General features: G+C 67.6%; 18 protein-coding genes. 4 read left to right on the top strand and 14 right to left on the bottom strand.

Annotation, left to right across the window (positions count from 1 at the left end):
* Nucleotides 1–270: 270 nt before the first annotated feature.
* From rpsN to rpmB, 3 genes are read right to left on the bottom strand one after another with little or no spacing between them, the layout of a single operon-like run.
* Entirely contained in the window at nt 271–576 is a 306-nt protein-coding gene (rpsN, locus tag QRN07_RS19565; protein ID WP_050687445.1) for a 30S ribosomal protein S14, read from the bottom strand.
* Between the two features lie 2 nt (nt 577–578).
* Nucleotides 579–746: a 50S ribosomal protein L33 gene (gene rpmG / locus QRN07_RS19560; RefSeq protein ID WP_013602737.1), complete on the bottom strand. Its 168-nt coding sequence runs from the start codon at nt 744–746 to the stop codon at nt 579–581.
* Nucleotides 746–982 carry a 50S ribosomal protein L28 gene (gene rpmB / locus QRN07_RS19555; protein ID WP_050687447.1) on the bottom strand — a complete coding sequence of 79 codons (237 nt, stop codon included), beginning with the start codon at nt 980–982 and terminating at the stop codon, nt 746–748. The genes rpmG and rpmB overlap by 1 nt, the downstream gene beginning before the upstream one ends.
* A gap of 325 nt (nt 983–1307) precedes the next feature.
* On the opposite strand from rpmB, the gene QRN07_RS19550 reads away from it, so the two are divergent.
* From QRN07_RS19550 to QRN07_RS19540, 3 genes are read left to right on the top strand one after another with little or no spacing between them, the layout of a single operon-like run.
* Complete coding sequence (locus QRN07_RS19550) at nt 1308–2765, top strand: ferredoxin reductase family protein (protein WP_056599076.1); 1458 nt, start codon at nt 1308–1310, stop codon at nt 2763–2765.
* On the top strand, nt 2762–3241 hold the full coding sequence (locus QRN07_RS19545; protein ID WP_056599078.1) for an FMN-binding protein: 480 nt from the start codon (nt 2762–2764) through the stop codon (nt 3239–3241). The genes QRN07_RS19550 and QRN07_RS19545 overlap by 4 nt, the downstream gene beginning before the upstream one ends.
* Nucleotides 3242–3290: 49 nt before the next feature.
* Entirely contained in the window at nt 3291–4040 is a 750-nt protein-coding gene (locus tag QRN07_RS19540; protein ID WP_050687511.1) for an FAD:protein FMN transferase, read from the top strand.
* Here QRN07_RS19540 and QRN07_RS19535 read toward each other — a convergent pair.
* Both QRN07_RS19535 and QRN07_RS19530 read right to left on the bottom strand, forming a co-directional pair.
* Entirely contained in the window at nt 4037–4798 is a 762-nt protein-coding gene (locus tag QRN07_RS19535) for an SGNH/GDSL hydrolase family protein (protein ID WP_050687453.1), read from the bottom strand. The genes QRN07_RS19540 and QRN07_RS19535 overlap by 4 nt on opposite strands.
* Nucleotides 4799–4849: 51 nt before the next feature.
* Nucleotides 4850–5329 (bottom strand): MarR family winged helix-turn-helix transcriptional regulator, encoded by a 480-nt coding sequence (locus QRN07_RS19530; protein WP_050687455.1) that lies wholly within the window; start codon nt 5327–5329, stop codon nt 4850–4852.
* Between the two features lie 69 nt (nt 5330–5398).
* Here QRN07_RS19530 and QRN07_RS19525 point away from each other — a divergent pair, with 69 nt between their 5' ends.
* Nucleotides 5399–5686 carry a YciI family protein gene (locus QRN07_RS19525; RefSeq protein WP_050687457.1) on the top strand — a complete coding sequence of 96 codons (288 nt, stop codon included), beginning with the start codon at nt 5399–5401 and terminating at the stop codon, nt 5684–5686.
* Nucleotides 5687–5692: 6 nt separating this feature from the next.
* Here QRN07_RS19525 and QRN07_RS19520 read toward each other — a convergent pair whose 3' ends face one another.
* The 9 genes from QRN07_RS19520 to QRN07_RS19480 form a co-directional block, all read right to left on the bottom strand.
* Nucleotides 5693–6526, bottom strand: coding sequence for an SGNH/GDSL hydrolase family protein (locus tag QRN07_RS19520; protein WP_432246067.1), 834 nt, complete (start codon nt 6524–6526; stop codon nt 5693–5695).
* 57 nt (nt 6527–6583) lie between these two features.
* The gene (locus QRN07_RS19515; protein WP_050687463.1) at nt 6584–7624 is read right to left on the bottom strand and encodes a siderophore-interacting protein; all 1041 of its coding nucleotides are present in this window, start codon (nt 7622–7624) and stop codon (nt 6584–6586) included.
* On the bottom strand, nt 7621–8436 hold the full coding sequence (locus QRN07_RS19510) for an ABC transporter ATP-binding protein (RefSeq protein WP_050687465.1): 816 nt from the start codon (nt 8434–8436) through the stop codon (nt 7621–7623). Before QRN07_RS19510 ends, QRN07_RS19515 begins: the two co-directional genes overlap by 4 nt.
* 1 nt (nt 8437) lies before the next feature.
* Complete coding sequence (locus QRN07_RS19505; RefSeq protein ID WP_442853721.1) at nt 8438–9481, bottom strand: FecCD family ABC transporter permease; 1044 nt, start codon at nt 9479–9481, stop codon at nt 8438–8440.
* Between the two features lie 80 nt (nt 9482–9561).
* Nucleotides 9562–10653, bottom strand: a complete 1092-nt coding sequence (locus QRN07_RS19500; RefSeq protein WP_285241967.1) for a FecCD family ABC transporter permease — start codon at nt 10651–10653, stop codon at nt 9562–9564.
* 10 nt (nt 10654–10663) lie between these two features.
* Nucleotides 10664–11755: an iron-siderophore ABC transporter substrate-binding protein gene (locus QRN07_RS19495; protein WP_285241966.1), complete on the bottom strand. Its 1092-nt coding sequence runs from the start codon at nt 11753–11755 to the stop codon at nt 10664–10666.
* 116 nt (nt 11756–11871) lie between these two features.
* Entirely contained in the window at nt 11872–15318 is a 3447-nt protein-coding gene (locus tag QRN07_RS19490) for an ATP-binding protein (RefSeq protein WP_285241965.1), read from the bottom strand.
* On the bottom strand, nt 15315–16169 hold the full coding sequence (locus QRN07_RS19485; protein ID WP_285241964.1) for a DUF4194 domain-containing protein: 855 nt from the start codon (nt 16167–16169) through the stop codon (nt 15315–15317). The genes QRN07_RS19490 and QRN07_RS19485 overlap by 4 nt, the downstream gene beginning before the upstream one ends.
* 2 nt (nt 16170–16171) lie before the next feature.
* Nucleotides 16172–17620, bottom strand: a complete 1449-nt coding sequence (locus QRN07_RS19480) for a DUF3375 family protein (RefSeq protein ID WP_285241963.1) — start codon at nt 17618–17620, stop codon at nt 16172–16174.
* Nucleotides 17621–17727: the final 107 nt, after the last annotated feature.

Genomic DNA, 17727 nt, shown 5'->3' with positions numbered 1-17727 from the left:
CCGCGGTACCCAGCTTCTCGCTGTCTCCCTCGCGGCGACTTAGAAAACAATACACCCCACCAGCCCCCACAGCAAATCGAGGTTCCAGGGGTGCTGACCCCAGTATTTCCGGGGCGGAACGGCCCATGAGGCATCCCAACCGGGCGCCGCCGCCGTTTCCTGGAGTTGTGGGCTGAAACACAACGGGAAGCGTACCGGGTTAAAGACGGAAGGGCCGGCAACCATATGGTTGCCGGCCCTTCTCAAGCAGCTGGAATCAGCAGTGCTGGATTACCAGGAAGACTTGGTGATGCCCGGAAGCTCACCGCGGTGCGCCATGTCGCGGAAGCGAACACGGGAGATACCGAACTTCTGGAAGGTACCGCGGGGACGGCCGTCGATGATGTCGCGGTTACGCAGACGGATCGGGGACGCGTTGCGGGGCAGCTTCTGCAGGCCCAGGCGGGCTGCTTCGCGTGCTTCGTCGGTTGCGTTTGCATCAACCAGGGTCTTCTTAAGCTCGAGGCGCTTTGCAGCGTAACGCTCTACGATGACCTTGCGCTGCTCGTTGCGAGCAATCTTGGACTTCTTAGCCATGTTTAGCGCTCCTCACGGAATTCGACGTGCTGGCGGATCTTGGGGTCGTACTTCTTCAGGACCATACGGTCCGGATCGTTACGACGGTTCTTGCGGGTTACGTAGGTGTAACCCGTGCCCGCAGTCGACTTGAGCTTGATGATCGGACGTACGTCCTTGTCTTTAGCCACTAGAGCTTCACCCCACGAGCGAGAATGGCGGCGACGACAACGTCGATGCCGCGAACGTCGATGGTCTTGATGCCCTTTGCAGAAACCTGCAGAGTGACATTACGGCGCAGGGACGGAACCCAGTAGCGCTTCTTCTGAATGTTCGGATCGAACCGACGCTTGTTGCGGCGGTGCGAGTGCGAAATGCTGTGCCCAAAGCCCGGCTCGGCTCCGGTCACTTGGCAGTGTGCTGCCATGACTTCTCCTCAAGAATTGAAAGTAATGATCCGCATATCTGCTGCTGGATCATGCTGCTAAGTGCGACCCAAATTGATTGAGGGCGAACGGTCAGTCACGCAACTTGAGCCCCTAACTACCGGCCGCCCTGGAGAAATTACCGGACAACCGGAGCAATTGCGCACGCTCCGCGCACTTAGCGCCTACCAAGTCTACGAGTTCCGCCAATTAAAGACCAATCAGGCCGTCAAGGGTGTATAAGCAGGCAGCTTCCCGCGCAGGATCACAGCAAGGAAGTGCCGGTATTCACAGCAAAATGAAAGCTGTCGGGCTGATTCTGGATCCATGACCATACAACTCCCCCAAGCGCAGGCCGGGCCAGCAACACGCGGTCCCGCAGCCCGTCCCGGCAGGGACGGCAACGGCTTCGCCGTACAGCACCGGCGCCGCCTGCTCCGCGCCGACCTTCTCACAGTGGTGGCATGGGCTTCCGTTGCGGCGGCTGTGGCCCTGTGGCTTTCCGACGGCGGTTTGGCAGCGGCCGCGACACCTGCCGGTGCCGTGACCGCTGCCGGGATCGTGGCCGGCCTGGTGGGCATGGACCTGGTCCTGTTGATGCTCCTGCTGGCAGCCAGGATTCCCCTGGTGGACCGGACCGTTGGCCATGACAGGGCGCTGGGGTTCCACCGGAAGCTGGGCAAACCTTCCCTCTACCTCCTGCTGGCACACGGGCTGCTGATCGCCGTGGGCTATGGGATGGCCGCGGGCCTGGACCCCGTCAGTGAGGCAATCGCCCTGTGGTCGCTGGTCCCGGACATGTGGCTTGCCTACATTTCCATGGTGCTCTTCGTAGCGGTGGTGGTGACGTCCCTGGTGGCGGTCCGTCGCCGGTTCCCCTACGAGTTCTGGTACGCCGTGCATCTGCTGACCTACGCCGCAGTGGGTACGGCCATCCCGCATCAGTTCAGCGTTGGCGGGCTGTTCGCCGAGGGGACGTGGCAGCGCTGGTACTGGGCCGCGCTGTGCCTGGCCACCGGAGCCGCCCTGCTGTACTTCCGGGTTGTCCAGCCCATCGCCGCAACGAACCGGCACCGGCTCAGCGTGGTCCGGGTGGAACAGGCTGCTCCCGGCGTGGTGAACATTGTGATGAAGGGCCGCGCCCTGGACCGGCTGGCCGGCACCGGCGGCCGGTTCCTTATCTGGCGGTTCCTCGCCCAGGGAATGTGGTGGCATCCCCATCCCTTCAGTCTGTCGGCGGAACCGGTGGTCCTGGCAGCGGACGGGACAGGTACCTTGCGGATCACGGTCCGCAACCTCGGCAGCGGCTCGGGCGGGCTTGTCCGCCTGCGCACCGGAACCCGGGTGGCTGTTGCCGGACCCTACGGCCTGTTCGGAACCGCCGCGCGGACCAGGGACAAGGTGGTCTTGATGGGCGCAGGCATCGGCATCACCCCGCTGCGGGCCCTGCTGGAAAGCACCCCGTTCGCACCGGGCCAGGCCACGGTCCTGCTGCGCGGCCACAGCGACCGGGAACTTTACCTCAGCCACGAGATCCTCGAACTTTGCCGGCTCCGCGGCGCCCGCCTGTTCCACCTGACCGGCCCTCGGGACAAGGGGCAATCCGGCTGGCTCCCTGACGACGCAGTCCACAGTGGCTACTCCCTTACTTCCTATGTCCCGGACGCAGCCGACGCGGACATCTACATCTGCGGCCCGTCCGCATGGGCCGGGAACGTCATTGCGGACGCCACGGCAGCCGGTGTACCGGCCACCCAGATCCATCACGAAAGGTTCGACTGGTGAAAACACGGGGAACAGTTGCGGCAGCAGTCGCCTCGGCAGGGATCCTCCTGGCCGGCTGGCAGGCCGGCACCCAGGCCGGCGGCACCAGCATCATCACAGCAACAGGTACGACGGCGGAGGGATCGGGCGGTGCGTCCGGAACCAACGGTTCCGCCCCGCACAGCGCAACAACCAAGGGGACCACCAGCGGAACCACCGCCGCGGGTACTTTCACGGGAGCTGCCGTCCAGACCCGGTTCGGCTCCGTACAGGTGCAGATCACCGTCGCCGGCGGCACCATCACCGACGTCACGGCGCTCCACCTGACCGATGACGACCGGAAGTCGATCCAGATCAGCAACCGGGCAGCACCGGTGCTCCGGAGCGAGGTCCTTGCGGCCCAGTCCGCCGACGTCCAGACGGTCAGCGGTGCCACCGTCACCAGCGGCGCCTACCTCACTTCACTCCAGGCAGCCATCGATGCAGCAAACCTCTGACCCCACCGAAGCCAGCGGCGCACCCCTGAAGATCCGCACCTTCACCAGCATGGGAACTGTCATCAGCCTCGCGCTGGTTCCCGACGGCCCGGCGGCAGGGCAGGCGGCGGACGACGAGCTTGCTGCCGCACTGGCCGTCGTCGAACGCCTTTTCCGGGACCTGGACGAAACGTTCAGCCTGTACCGGCCGGATTCCGAAGCGAGCCGGCTGGCCCGCGGTGAACTGACGCTGCCGCGTGCGTCGGACATCATGCGGGACCTGTATGCGGAGGCCCACGACTGGCGGCTGCGCACTGAAGGGGCGTTCAGCCCTGAGCGGCCTGACGGTGTGCTTGACCTCTCCGGGCTGGTGAAGGGCCACGCGATCCGTGAAGCCGGCACCTCCCTGCTGGCCCTGGGCCGCAGGAACTGGTGCCTGAATGCCGGCGGTGATGTACTGGCGGGCGGCTCCCCCGTCCCCGGCAGCGGCGAGCCGTGGCGGGCGGGAATTGTTGATCCCGGAAACCGCGGTTCCCTGGTCGCCGCCTATCCGCTGGCAGCAGCCGGCCGGCACCTGGCCCTGGCAACCTCTGGTTCAGCGGAGCGGGGCGACCACATCTGGCGCCAGCACGGCCGGCCGGCGGAGTTCAGCCAGGTGTCGGTTGCGGCGGCGGATATCGTCACGGCCGACATCCTGGCCACAGCAGTGGTGTCAGGCGGGACACCGATGCTGGACCGGGCAGCGGACGGCTGGGATGCCGCCATCCTGGCCGTACGGACTGACGGTTCGCTGGTGGCGACGCCTTCCTTCCGGCGCTAAAGCCGCGTCAGTGCCGGGTACTTGGGAGCCAGGCCATCGCCGGAGGACTTGCCCGTAACCCGGCGGACAACCCAGGGGCCGGCAAACTCGCGGACCCAGCGGGCGTTGGCGCGGAGGGCCTCTGCGCGGCTGAGTTCCGGAACCGGAGTCATGGGCGGAACGTCGATGGAGTGTTCGTGCGCCAGGACGTCCAGCACCCGCTTGGCCATGTTTGCGTGGCCGGCGGCGGACATGTGCATCCGGTCCGTGGCCCACATGCCCCAGTCGTAGTATTCGCTGAAACGCCAGTAGTCCACCAGCAGGGCGCCGTGGTCGCCGGCGATGCCGCGGACCAGCTCGTTGTAGATCGCGGTGCGGCCGCGCATGGTGCTGAACACCTTCGACCCCCGCGCGTCGAAGCCCGTGAAGAGCACCACGGTGGCGCCGGTGGCACGCAACCTGCGGATGCCGTCGTCGTACTCGCCCAGGAGGTCGTCGATGTCGATTTTGGGACGAAGGATGTCGTTCGCGCCTGCGTAGATGCTCACCAGCGTGGGTTGCAGCGCTACGGCGGCATCCACCTGCTCGGCCAGGATCTGCCGGAGTTTCCGCCCGCGGATGGCGAGGTTGGCGTAGCCGAAGCCGGGATCCGCGGCCCCCAACTGCTCGGCCACGCGGTCAGCCCAGCCGCGGACCCCGTTGGGGCGCGTTGGGTCGTCGTCCCCCACTCCTTCAGTGAAGGAATCGCCGAGGGCCACAAACCGGGAAGAGAATTCCATCCGGCCAGTTTGCCATCCGTTGCCGCGAGCAACCAACTGGCGGGGCCGGCATCAGTTTTCGCGCAGGATCCAATGGTTGGCATCCAGCCGGCCAACCACCTTCTCGCCGATCCGGGCCAGGTCCTGGACGTCCTGGTCCGACAACGCATCAAGGAACAGTTCCCGGACCGTTTCAACATGGCCGGGCGCCAGCCCAACGATGGTGGCCATCCCCTCGGCCGTGAGGTGGGCGGTGGTGACCCGGGCGTCGTGGGGATGCGGTCGGCGCTCCACCCAGCCCCGTTTCTGCAGCTTGGTCACCACATGGGACAGCCGGGACAGCGAGGCGCTGCTTCGTGCGGCGAGCTCGCTCATGGGCAGGAACCGCTCTTCCGTTTCGGAGAGCATGGCCAGGACCGTGTAGTCGAAGAGGGACAGCTTCCCGGCCGCGTGCAGCTTGGTGTCCAGGGCCGCCGGAAGCAGCGTGTTGATGCTTACCAGGGCCAGCCAGGCACGGCGTTCGTCGGCGCTCAGCCAGCGCGGTTCGGTCATGCGTCAATACTACGAGAAAGCCGTCGTTGATCCTTCAACCAGGCCCGCTGCCCCCGGTAGGGTGGGCGTATGTATGTTGTTTCCTTGACCTACCGCGTCCCGCAGGACATCGTCGATTTCCACAACGACGGCCACATGGCCTGGCTCCAGGAGGCCTTCGACAACGGCGTCTTCATCGCCGCCGGCCGCAAGGTGCCGCGGACGGGTGGGTTGCTGTTGTCGCAGGTGGACCGCGCCACCCTGGATGCCAGCCTGGCGCAGGACCCGTTCTATGCGAACGGTGTTGCCGAGTTCGACGTCGTCGAATTCCATGCCGGCCGGGTGGCGCCGGGGTTTGAAAACCTGCTGGACAGCTGAGGCGCATCAGGCGGCGGTTTTTTCGGCCAGCTTCCGCAGCCCGCCTTTGCGGGGCACCTTGACCGGTTCCGGCCAGCGCGCCGTGAGCGTGTCCCCCAGCGTGATCCCCCGGATCTTGCGGCCGAACAGCGGCAGGACCCAGTCGTTGATCCACCGCCGCTGATGGCGTTCCCATTCCCGCAGCCCGCGCCGCGCCGGCGCTTCCCAGTCCTTGGGCCGGATCTTGTGCGGCACCCCCAGCTGGTCCAGGACCTGCCCGGCCAGGTACCTGTGCCCGGCCTTTGACATGTGCAGCCGGTCCGCGTCCCACATCCGCCGGTCGTGGAACGCGTCCAGGCACCAGTAGTCCACCAGGACGGCGCCATGCTGCTCCGCAATCGCGCGGACGTGGCGGTTGTAGAGGGTGTTGCGCTTCTTCAGCGGTTCCAGCAGGGCCGAGACCTTGACGTCGAACCCGGTGAACAGCACCAGGACAGCCCCGGTGCCGGCCAGGCGGGCCACAAGCTGTTCGTAGTCGGCCATCAGCGCTGCCATGTCGGTTTTCAGGTCCAGGATGTCATTGCCGCCGGCGTACAGGGTGATCAGTGCCGGTTCCATGGCCAGCGCCGGTTCCAGCTGCTCGGCCACGATGTGCCGCAGCCGCTTGCTGCGGATGGCCAGGTTCGCGTAGCGCCACCCGGGCTGGTCCTTGGCCAGTTTCTCGGCCACCCGGTCCGCCCAGCCGCGGACCCCGTTGGGCAGCCGGCCGTCGCGGTCTCCCACACCCTCGGTGAACGAATCGCCCAGGGCAACAAACACGCGACGGCCACTTTGGGGCAGCAAGGGGGCAACAGGCACCAGCCCACGCTAACCGGCCAAAGCGGCCAGCGGACGACGGCGGCATGAACAGGAAGGTGCTCAGCCCTCCGCTTTGCCCTGCCGCCAGTAGCCCATAAAGGCCACCTGCTTGCGGTCGATGCCCACATCGCGCACCAGGTAGCGGCGCATGTCCTTGATGACGGCCGCCTCACCGGCGATCCAGGCGTAGAACGGCATGGCGCCGGCTGGCATGTCCGGGTTCTTGGTTGCGGCGATCGCCCCGGTTTCCATCCGCGCGGGCGTCTCCCAAAGGATGTCCACGTCCACGTTGACGTCTTCGGGCTCGGGTCCCGCGCCGCCGTCGGCCGCTTTTAGGCCCACCCAGCCGGGCACGGGGACGGCCTTCCGGACGGCGTCCTGCAGGAGTTCGCCGTGCGGACGGGACCGGCCGATTGACGCACCGCGCGCCAGCCAGGTGATCTGGACGTCGGCGGCGGACTCCAGCTCCTGGAAGTCGCCGGCTTCGGGAACCTCCAGGATGGCGTGGCCGCTCATGTAGGCGGGCAGGCTTTCGAGGATGGCGGAGATGGCCGGGAGGGCGGTCTCGTCGCCGGCGAGCAGGACGCGCTGGGCCAGCCCGGGGCGCCATTCGATGCCGCCGTAGTTTTCCGCGGTCCGGCACAGGGCGGCCCGGTTGTTGGGGCCGATGATGGTGATGGCGTCGCCGGGCTTGGCGTTCAGGGCCCAGTTCGCGGCCGGGCCGCCGTGCCCGTGGTCATCAAAATGCATCACGAAGTCCACGTCGATCTCCGGGTACACGGAATCAAGCCGGGACGAGCGGACCGTGTAGGTGCGCATGGAACCGCGGACGGCCGGGTCCATGGCGAGCCATTCGCGGTACCAGCCGGCCTCGGTCATTTCGAAGGCCGGCAGGGGCAGTTCGGTGCCGTCTGCGGCAAGGGACGGGATCATCAGCTTGATGCGCAGGTCCAGGGAGTCGCCGTTGACGCCGAAGTCCCGCAGCGCGTACCCGCCGAAGGTGATCCTGCGGAAGTTGGGGCTCAGTTCCTGGACGGAGGAAACGGTCACCTCGAAGGCGAGGGTCATGGGCTCGGTGGTGGCAACTTCTCGGGTGTTCATGAAACAAGCTCCAGTTCGTTGGCTGGGACGTGGTGGCGCCCGATGGGAATGATCAGGGGGGTACCGGAAACGGGGTCCGGGATGACCCGGGATTCGAGGCCGAAGACGCTGCTGACCAGTGCCTCCGTGACCACCTCCTGCGGGGTGCCCGCGGCCACCACCGCTCCGGCTTTCATGGCGATGACGTGGTCGGCATAGCGGGCGGCCAGGTTGAGGTCGTGCAGGACGATGGCCACGGTGGTGCCGCGGCTGCGGTTCAGGTCGGTGATGAGATCAAGCACCTCCACCTGGTGGGCCAGGTCCAGGTAGGTGGTGGGCTCGTCCAGCAGCAGGACTTCGGTTTCCTGCGCCAGGGCCATGGCGATCCAGACGCGCTGGCGCTGCCCGCCGGAGAGTTCGTCCACGTCCCGTTCGGCAAGGGCCAGGGTTTCGGTGGCCTCCAAGGCCCGGTGCACGGCGGCGTCGTCCTTGTCGCTGCTGCTGCGGAAGAAACCCTGGTGCGGGTACCTGCCACGGCCCACCAGGTCGCGCACGGTGATGCCGTCCGGGGCGGTGGGGTGCTGCGGGAGCAGGCCCAGGGTGCGGGCCAGTTCGCGGGCGGGCCGGGAATGGATGTCCTTGCCGTCCAGGGTGACGGTGCCGGCGGCGGGTTTCAGCAGCCGCGAGAGGCCGCGGAGCAGCGTGGACTTCCCGCAGGCATTGGCGCCCACAATCATGGTCACCCGGCCCTCGGGAATGCCAACGCTCAGGCTGTCCACCACGCAGCGCTGGTCGTACTTCAGCGTCAGGTCCTTGGCATCGAGAACTGCCATGTCAGGCGTCCTTTCGGTTGGCAGTGACCAGGAGCCACAGCAGGAACGGGGCGCCCAGGGCGCCGGTGATAACGCCCACGGGCAGGACCGTGCCGCCCAGGATCAGGGGGGCGAGGTTGGCGGCGAAGTAGTCGGCCGCGAGGACGATCACCGCGCCCACCAGGGCCGACGCCGGGAGGCTGGCTTTTTTGGTGAAGCGGCGCGCGATCGGTCCCGCCAGGAACGCCACAAACGCCACCGGCCCCGCGGCGGCGGTGGCTACGGCGGCGAGGGCCACGGCGACGATCACCAGGGCAAGCCGGGCCACGCCGACCTTGATGCCCAGGCCGGCGGCGGCGTCGTCGCCGAGTTCGAGGATCCGCAACGGGCCGGCGATCAGGGCCACGGCGGGGACCAGGATCGCCAGGGCGATGGCCAGGACACCGGCGCGGTCCCAGTTGGCGGAGTTCAGGGACCCGTTGAGCCAGACCAGGGTGTCGGCCGCGGTGCGGATGTCGGCCCGGGTCATCAGGAAGTTGACCACGGCGTGCAGGGCAGCGGCGATGCCCACGCCGGCCAGGACCAAACGGTTGCCGGCAGCGTTGCCGTTGCTGGTGCCGCGCATGGCCCCGCCGCTGGAGATGCCGTAGATGAGTGCCGCCACGGCGAGGGCGCCGGCCATGGCGGCAACGGAGACCGTGGGCCCGGTGGCGCCGAAGACAACAATGGCCACCACGGCGGCGGCGCTGGCGCCGTAGCTGATCCCGATCACGTCGGGGCTGGCCAGCGGGTTGCGGAGCATGGTCTGGAACAGGGCGCCGGCCAGGCCGAACGCAACGCCGATCATGGTGCCTATCACGGCCCGGGGCAGCTTGTTCTCCATCACGATGAAGCTGGCGCCGGGGATCTTGTCACCGCCGGTAAAGTGCGCCACCAGGATCCTGATGAAGTCCGGGATGGTGACGGTGTAGCTGCCCAGCAGAATGGAGACGGCGAAGAGGACCACCACGGCGGCTGCCAGGATGGGGGTCCGGTTGATCCGGCGCCGGCTCTGCCGTTGCCCTATCACTTCTGGTCCCCCCGGGGTGGTTTTGGCGACCGGAAGTGATAGCGCATCCGGGGCGGCGGGAGTGGTGTCGGTGCGGGTCACAGCCCGGCCCCCTTGCCGCGGCGGACCAGCCAAACGAAGAACGGGGCGCCCACCAGGGCGGTCATAATGCCGGCCGGGACTTCACCGGGCAGCAGGATCACGCGGCCAATGATGTCGGCGCCCAGGAGCAGCACCGGGGCCACCACCAGGGAAAACGGCAGGATCCAGCGGTAGTCCGGTCCGGTCAGGAAGCGGACCGCGTGCGGAACCACCAGGCCAACAAAGCCGATGGGTCCGGCCAGGGCGGTGGCGGTGCCGCACAGCAGCACAATCCCGAGGGCGGCCACGCCGCGGGCCAGGCCCACACGCTGGCCCAGGCCGCGCGCGATGTCGTCGCCGAGGGCCAGGGAGTTGAGGATGCGGCCGGTCAGGAGCACAACCGCGGCGCCGACGGCGAGGAAGGGCAGCCCGGGCAGGACTACGGACCAGTCGCGGCCGGCCACCCCGCCGACCTGCCAGAAGCGGAACCGGTCAAGGGTGTCCTGGCTGGAGACCAGGATGACGTTCATGAGCGAGTACAGGCCGGCACTCAGCGCGGCACCGGCCAGCGCGAGCTTGACCGGGGTGGCGCCGTCCCGGCCCAGGGACGCAATGAGGTACACCAGCACCGCGGCGGCGCCGGCACCGATGAAGGCGAACCAGATGTAGCCGGAGAAGGTGGCCACCCCAAAGACATAGATGCCGGTCACCACGGCAAGCGCCGCCCCGGCGTTGACCCCGATGATGCCCGGATCGGCCAGCGGGTTGCGGGCCACGCCCTGCATGGCGGCGCCCGCAAGGCCAAGCGCCCCGCCCACCAGGAGGCCAAGGGCGGTGCGGGGGATACGGGCGTGGACCACGGCGTGGTCGCCGTTGGCGGCATCGAAGCTGGTCATCGCCTGCCAGACGGTGGCCAGGGGAAGGCCCCTGGCGCCCACGGCCAGGGAGGTCCCGGCAAGGAGCAGCAGTACAACGACGGCGGCCAGCAGCCAGGCGGTCCGTTTCCCTCCGGAAGCGGACCACTTGACGGGACCACGGGAGACCCGCCCCGGCACCGGAGTGCCGGCGCCGGGCGCCCACTGGTCCGCCGTCGTTGTACCCTGCGTCATGGCGAAGTGCCTACTTCACTGCGTCCGCGGCGGTGGCCAGCTGCGGCAGGAACGTATCCAGTGACCACGGCAGGCTCAGCGGTGACGACGCGGAGATGGACAGCGTCAGCGTGTTGTCCGAATCGGCCACGAGGGCGCCGTTTTTGATGGCGGGGATCTGGCCCAGCAGCGGGTCGGCCTTGATGGCGTCCGTGGTGGAGGCATCCGGAACCCAGGTCACGAAGATGTCCGAGTCCAGTTCGTTGGCCTTCTCAGCGGACCAGGCGATAAAGAAATCCTTGGACCCCTTCGAGTTGTCCTCCACCACGGGGGCGAGCTTCATGCCGATCTCCGAAAGGAAACGGGGGCGGTTGTCGTTGGCGGTGTAGACGTTCACGCCATCACCCTTGGCAGGCTCGAGGTTGCCGTAGATGAAGGTCTTCTCTGCCAGCTGGGGGAACTTGGACACCTTGTCCGTGACGGTCTTCTCGGTGTCGGAGACCAGCTTGGTGGCTTCTGCTTCCTTGCCCAGGGCCTTGCCGATGATGGTGGTGGAGTCCTGCCAGGACGTGCCGTACGCCAGCTCAGGGTGCGCCACCACGGGTGCGATCTCGCTGAGCTTCTTGTAGTCCTCTTCGGTCAGGCCGGAGTAGGCGGCCAGGATGACGTCCGGGGTGAGCTTGGCGATCTCGGTGAAGTTGATGCCGTCCGCCTCGGAGTACTGGACGGGGGCCTTGTCCGTGCCAAACCCGGCACCCAGGTCCTCGAGGGCCGCGTCCTTCCAAGGGGTGGAGCCCTTGTCGTTGCCGCCCCATTCGTTGGTGGGGACGCCAACGGGCACCACACCCAGGGCAATGGCAACGTCGTCGTTGACCCAGGAGACGGTGGCGACCCGGGTGGGCTGCTTTTCGATGGTGGTCTCGCCGTAGACATGTTTGATGGTTACGGGGAAAGCTGTGCTGCTGGAACCGGCAGTGCTGGCGTCCGGTGTGGAGGACGCGGGGCCCGTGGAGCAGGCCGAGAGCGTGAGGGCCGCTGCGGCCAGGACCGCCGTCGCCTTGCCGGCTGATTTGAACAGCGTCCGGCGGGTGGCGGTCAGGCCGGTGAAGTGGGGGGAAGTCACGGAACTCCTTAGGTGAATGATGCGAACCTAAGTAAGGCTAGCCTAGCCTCCCCCCTATTACGAAAGGTTTGCGTACCTTAATCCTTTCCCGTGACGAAGGACACACGCCACGCGGGCTAACGCAGGACGATGTCCACCGGGTTCGCCTCGGACCGCCAGGCCCCTTCCGCCCCTGCCGTGGGCCTGATCACCGGGGCCGTGAGGACGCCTGAACGGTTGGTGCGCTTGTCCCGGAGGATCTCGGTGACGGACCCCAGGTGCCGGGACAGGTCGATGACGTTTTCCGGGGCCGCCAGCAGCAGCTGGAACCCGAATTCATGCAGCGCCTTGATGCCGGCGCCGGCGAACTCTTCGGAGGCCAGGACGAAGGCTTCATCCATCATCACCGTGCCGTAGGTGGTGAAGCCCTGCTCCGCGATGCCCAGCTGGTAGCTGAGCGCTGCCGCCATGATGAACGCCGTGAACCGCTGCCGCTCGCCGCCGGACATCGACCCGGTGTCGGCGTGCATAAAGACCTCGGACCGCTTCCCGCCGCGGGGTCCGGTAACGTCGCGGTGTTCCTTGCACTGGATAAAGAGGTGGCCGCGGACATCCAGCACCTCGGCGCGCCAGCGGCGGTCCTCCGGAGCCTGCGAGCCCAGCCGCCGGACCAGGGCCTCCAGCGACTTGTAGCGGGCGGTGAGCTCGGCGTCCTCGTCGCGTTCCTGACCGGCTTCGGGCCGCGCCGGCCGGGTGTGGCGGGCCTTGAGCGCGTTCTGGATGGCGTCCTTGAACGCCTTGGCAGTGGGCGGCAAAGTCTGCTTGATGTCCAGCTCCAGGAAGCTTCCTTCATGGAAGTTCACCTGCGACAGGATGCCGTTCAGCGGCAGGATCCGGCTGGTGATGGACCGCCGCTCTTCATCCAGCAGATGCAGCAGCGTGCTGAACGATTCGTGCGTGCGCTGGTTGAAGAACTGCCGGAATTCGGCTTCCTGTGCCGGCAGCCCGTCGCTGACAATCGCGTGGTACCGGGTTTCGAAGTCGGCTGCGGCGCCGATGCTGGTGCCGTGGTCGGCCGAGATGGCGCTGCCCCATTCGCGGACAAACCCCTCAAAGATCCTGGTGAGCCGCTCAGCGGTGCCCTGGCCGCGGGATTCGGCGGCGTGCAGCTCCCCCAGGAGCGTGGAGCGCACCCGGTTGGCCAGGTTGTCCAGTTCATGCAGCTCCGTGATGTCGCCGAACCCGTCAAAGTAGGGCGCCAAGGCTTCGACGGTGGCGTCCGACGGCGGCGCTTCGGCCAGGCGCCCGCGCGCGGCGTCCAGCAGGGAATCGGCGGTGGTCAGCTGCCGGTCCAGCGCCTTGTACTCGCTTTGCAGGACGGCAGCCGATTCGGTGCTGGACTGGTGTTTCTGCCGGGCCTGCTCGATGTTGGCGCGCAGCGGTTCCAGATCCGCCTGCGCTGCGAGCGCATCCTTGAGCCGCTGCTCGATCCGTGCCAGGTCCTCCGCCGCGACGGCGGCCGACACCTGGTCCCAGGGCCTGTCGTCCGCTGCGACCCGGCGCAGGGCTTCAAGCTGGCGGCCCATGCCCTGGTGTGATTCCTCCCGGCTCTGCGCCAGTTCCGCGGCCTTGGCCACTTCCTGCCGGAGGTCGGCCACCTGACTGGCCACCAGTTCCAGCTTGGCGGCGTTGTCGAAGCCCAGCACGTAGTCCTGGCGGCTGGTGAACCGGTCGTCCTTTTCCACGGTGTGGCGGTTGCGTTTGACCACCCCGCCAAGGCTCAGGCCCTTGTCCAGGGCGGCGAGTTCGTCCGGGTCCTCCACGCAGGGGAAGGCGAAGTCGAGGGCGATCCGCTCGCGGACCCATGCCCCTGCTTCCGCTGCCCCGCCGGCGGTGAGGATATCCAGCTTGCGGAGCAGGTCGCCGTCGTTCACGTCCTCCACCGCCAGCGCACCGCCTGGCAGCGGCTTGGACACGTCCACGGCGCGGAGGGCGCCGCGGATGTTGTTCGCATTCAGGTACCGGGTCACGGCGCCGAAATGCTCGCCTGGCACCAGCAGCGTGGTGGCGAGGCTGCGCAGGGCCCGCTCAGCGGCGGGGCGCCAGCGCTCCTCGCCTTCCAGCAGGTCCATCAGTTCCCCCGCAAAGGGCATCCGGTCCTCGGGCACACCGGTGGCCGCGGCAATCGCGGTCCGGTTTTCAATGCTCGACGGCGGCAGCAGGGATTTGCGTGTCTTCAGGGACACCAGCTCCTGCTCAGCCGCGGCGAGTTCCCGCTTGCGGGTCGCATGGGCGTCAAAGGCCTCAAACCGAAGCTCCTGCAGGGCCTGGGAGTCGTCCTTCAGCTCGGCGGAGCGGGCTGCTGCCTGTTCGTGCGCCTGATCCCAGCCTGCGGCCGTCCAGGCCAGCTGCAGGCCGGCATCGGCGAGCGCGGCGCGGGCGGCCTCCTCCACCTGTTCGCGGAGCTTCAGGCTGACGCGCGCGTTCTCGAGCGACTGTTCGATCGCGGAGATCGCGTTGCCGCCCTGGGTGTTGTAGTCCGTTTCCAGCTGCCGGAGATCCTTGGCCAGCGCATCCCGGACGGTCCGCTCCGCCCCGAGGTCCTGGGCCTTGGCCTGTGCGAGCTCCCGGAACCGGGTCAGCGTCTTTTCGTGGACGGTGACTGCCAGCTGCTGCCGGTACGCCTCGAATTCGCCGCCTGCGAGGTCCCGCAGCCGGTTGGCGTCCAACAGCGCCTGGGCGTACTCGCGGTTCAGCCCAGGGACCGGCGCCAGCTGGTCGCGCTGCTGGCGGACGTCTTCGAGCCGCTGCCGGATGGACATCAGGTTGCTGAACTCCTCCACCACGTCGTCGGCCGCCGCCAGGGTGGCCGGGGCGTCCAGGACCTGGTCCCGGAAGAAGGTGTTGACGCTGCCGCCCAGGCCTTTACCGGCCTGGATGACCCGCAGCAGCGGAAGCGCCTGGTCCGAGTTGATGCCCAGCAGCCGCCGGAAGCGCTCGGCAAACGCCTTATGCACGTCAAAAACCTGGGCGTCCGGGAACACCGTCTCCAGCGCGGCCTTGGTGAAGCGCTTGTCCGCGATGTCCTCCAGGGCCGGCAGGTCCAGCGGTGAGCTGTCGATCAGGTAGAACCGGCCAACACTCGATTCCGTGCCGTTTTTGGGCAGGTCGAAGAGCGCGGACACCGTCACCCTGGTACCGGCTGCGTTGTCGAACGTCAGCGCCACCGCTGACCAGGTGGCGCCGGGGCGCTGGAACGCACTTGCCGAGCCCTCGCCCACGGCTTTGTCGCCCACCTTGCCGCGCATGTACGTAAAGGTGGTGCGTTTGTCCTCCACGGCCCCGCCGGAGCGCTGGGCTGCGGCCTCGTTGGACCGCGGCCGCGCGTCGAACACCCGCAGCATCGCGTCGAAAAGCGTCGACTTGCCGACGCCCGAGTTGCCGGTCAGCAGGGTGCCGTTGCGGTCCACATGCATGGTGTGCGCACCGTGGAAGGTGCCCCAGTTGACCACCTGGACCAGCGCCAGCCGCATCTGCCCCGGGTTCGTTTCTTCCCCGAGGGGAAGCATGCTGGCGATGCTCACTTGGTGCCTTCTTCGGTGGTGGTACCGTCCGCGTCGTCGGCGGCATCCTCGTCGGTCGCTGTTTCGGCGTCGAGGTCAAGGAGCGGTTCGGTGCCCGACGGGTCCGCCGAGGCTGCGACCAGGGCTTCGATCTGGGCCGGGATATCGCCGATGTTTTCGAACGGGAGGGCCAGCGGAAGGGCGTTGGAGATGGTGTACACGTCGTCCAGGCCCGTGGCCAGCAGGAGCTGGCGGGCCAGGAGCTTAGTGATGGCCCGGGTCACCACGTCGGAATCCCGCAGCGCGTCCTGCTGGCCCGAGGGCTGGTAGTGGGCCACAAGGTCGGCGATTTCCTCGCGGGTGATGGTGGGGTCAGTCTGCGCCGTCACGTGCCGGTCCAGCAGCAGGCGGAGCCGGAGCAGCACAATCGTCTCCACCCGGCTCAGCGCTCGCTGCTGCCGGAGGATGCTGGAGCGGGTGCTGCCGCCGATCGCGTCCGGATCCACGGGACGCAGCACAGCAATTTTGCGGTCATGGTCCAGTTCCATGGTGAGGAACAGTTCGGAGAGCCTGCTGCGGATGATGACCCGGTTATCCAGCAGAACCGTCCAGAGTTTCTCGTCGCGGCCGCCGTCTATGTACGGTCCCTTGAGCAGCTTCACCAGCGCCTGCCGCACGCGCATGGGCAGCACCCCGGTGTCGCCCGGAAAGAGGGCAGCGCCGTCAATGAACGTGTCGCGGGGCCCGGCGGCACGGGAGCGCCCGGCTGCGGGTTCGGCGTCCGCCCCTGCCCGGGCTACGGCAGCAGGTCCGGCGGCTGCGGCAACGGATTCGGAAGGTTCTGTTCCGGTTTCAGCGGAGGGTTCAGTCATCGTCAATCCTTTGCGAGGGTGACCACCGGCAGGTATGCCCTGCGCCGGGTGCCGTCTATCTGTTCGAAGTCCAGTCCGGCCCAGGCCCCGCGGTCGAAGTCCGCGCTGTCCTGCAGGGCCTGGGAGAGGAGGCCGCGGATGGTGTTGATGTGCTGCTCCCCGGGCGGCAGCTGTTCCCAGGCGTCCGCCAGGGTGGCTGCCCCGGCCATGGCGGAACGGATCGCAGCCGGGTTGGCCTTGCCGGTCCGCGGCGAGCGCACCCGGTCGGAGTCGCTGAACGCGATGGGGTCGGCAAGTTTGGGCGGGGCCGCAAACCCGTCCGGGTCATAAAGCTTCACCATCGACAGCGATTCGAATCCGGCGTTGAAGAGCACCGGTCCGCGGACCAGGCCGGGGCGTTCGCGCTCATACGGGAGTGACCTGATGGCCTGCTCCGCTTCGCGGAGGACCCTGCGGAGCCGGACGGACTGCCGGAAGTCGTCGCTTTGGACGTAGGTGTTGAGGCTTTCGCTGAGCTTGCCGTAGATCCGCTGGATCTGGCTGTGCTGCTGGCGGAGCTCAGCCACCAGGTTCTTCAGGGTCTCCCTGTCATCCGCGGACAGGTCGTCGGCAAACTGCCTGCTGAGGACTTCACCGATGGCGGACCTGAACCGGACCTGTTGCTGCGGGTCCTCCAGGAACGCCGTGAACGACCGGAACGTGCGGCCCTCGGGGCTTTGCCGGAGCCGTTTGTCAGCGGCCAGCACCTGGGCCATCGTGGCGCCCTTGGTCAGGGATTCCTCGATGATCTGGTTGCGGAGTCCGCCCACCAGCTCCTCGATCCGGTCACGCATCTTTTTGTAGTCGGCGGGCAGGCTGGCCGCGAGGTCCAGGATGTTGCCGGCGGCTTCCACGGCGTCGTCGTCATCCAGCACGCCGTCGAAGTCGCCGCTGCTGATGTCCTGAATCAATTGCCGGCGCTCACCGATTTCCTCTTCCAGGGATTCCAGCCGCGCGCTTTGGTCCGGGTTGGTTTCGTTGGCCAGCTTTTCCACGTCGCCCAGGAGGGTGCCCAGGCGGGAGCCGTTCAGGGTGGACCGCTCACTGGACAGGCTGTCCAGGAACGCCAGCACGCGGGCTGCAGGTTCGGTGACCTCATAAACAATCCGGCCCGACTGGTTCCGGCGGGTCAGGAACTGCCGCCGCGTCCATTCATCGCCGAAGGCCTTCCCGTTGGCGCCGCCACCCAGCCCGGGGTCCTGGCGGCGAAGCTCTTCAAGGAAGGAGTCGACGTCGGCGTGGAACTCTTCGAGCGGAAGCTGCGGGCGGGTACGGGTGAAGGATGCCTGCAGCACGGCGATCACCCAGGGAGCCGATCGCGTCAGCGCCCAGGCGGGGCCTTTTGTCAGGAGTTCGAGGTCCCGAAGCCTGGCGCTGATCGCGTCAGCGGATGACCTGGCGGAGCGGGGCACGCACTCTCCTTGGGCTGTGGGTGGGCGGGGTTGCGGCAGCACGGACGGAAAACTGCCAACTACAAGGTTAACGCAGGCGCCGCGACCGGCCCGTGACCTACCTGGCG

It is taken from the genome of Pseudarthrobacter sp. MEB009 (assembly GCF_030208875.1).
GTDB lineage: Bacteria > Actinomycetota > Actinomycetes > Actinomycetales > Micrococcaceae > Arthrobacter.
Note: the sequence above shows the minus strand (reverse complement) of the source record. Positions and strands in the feature narration are given on the sequence as shown.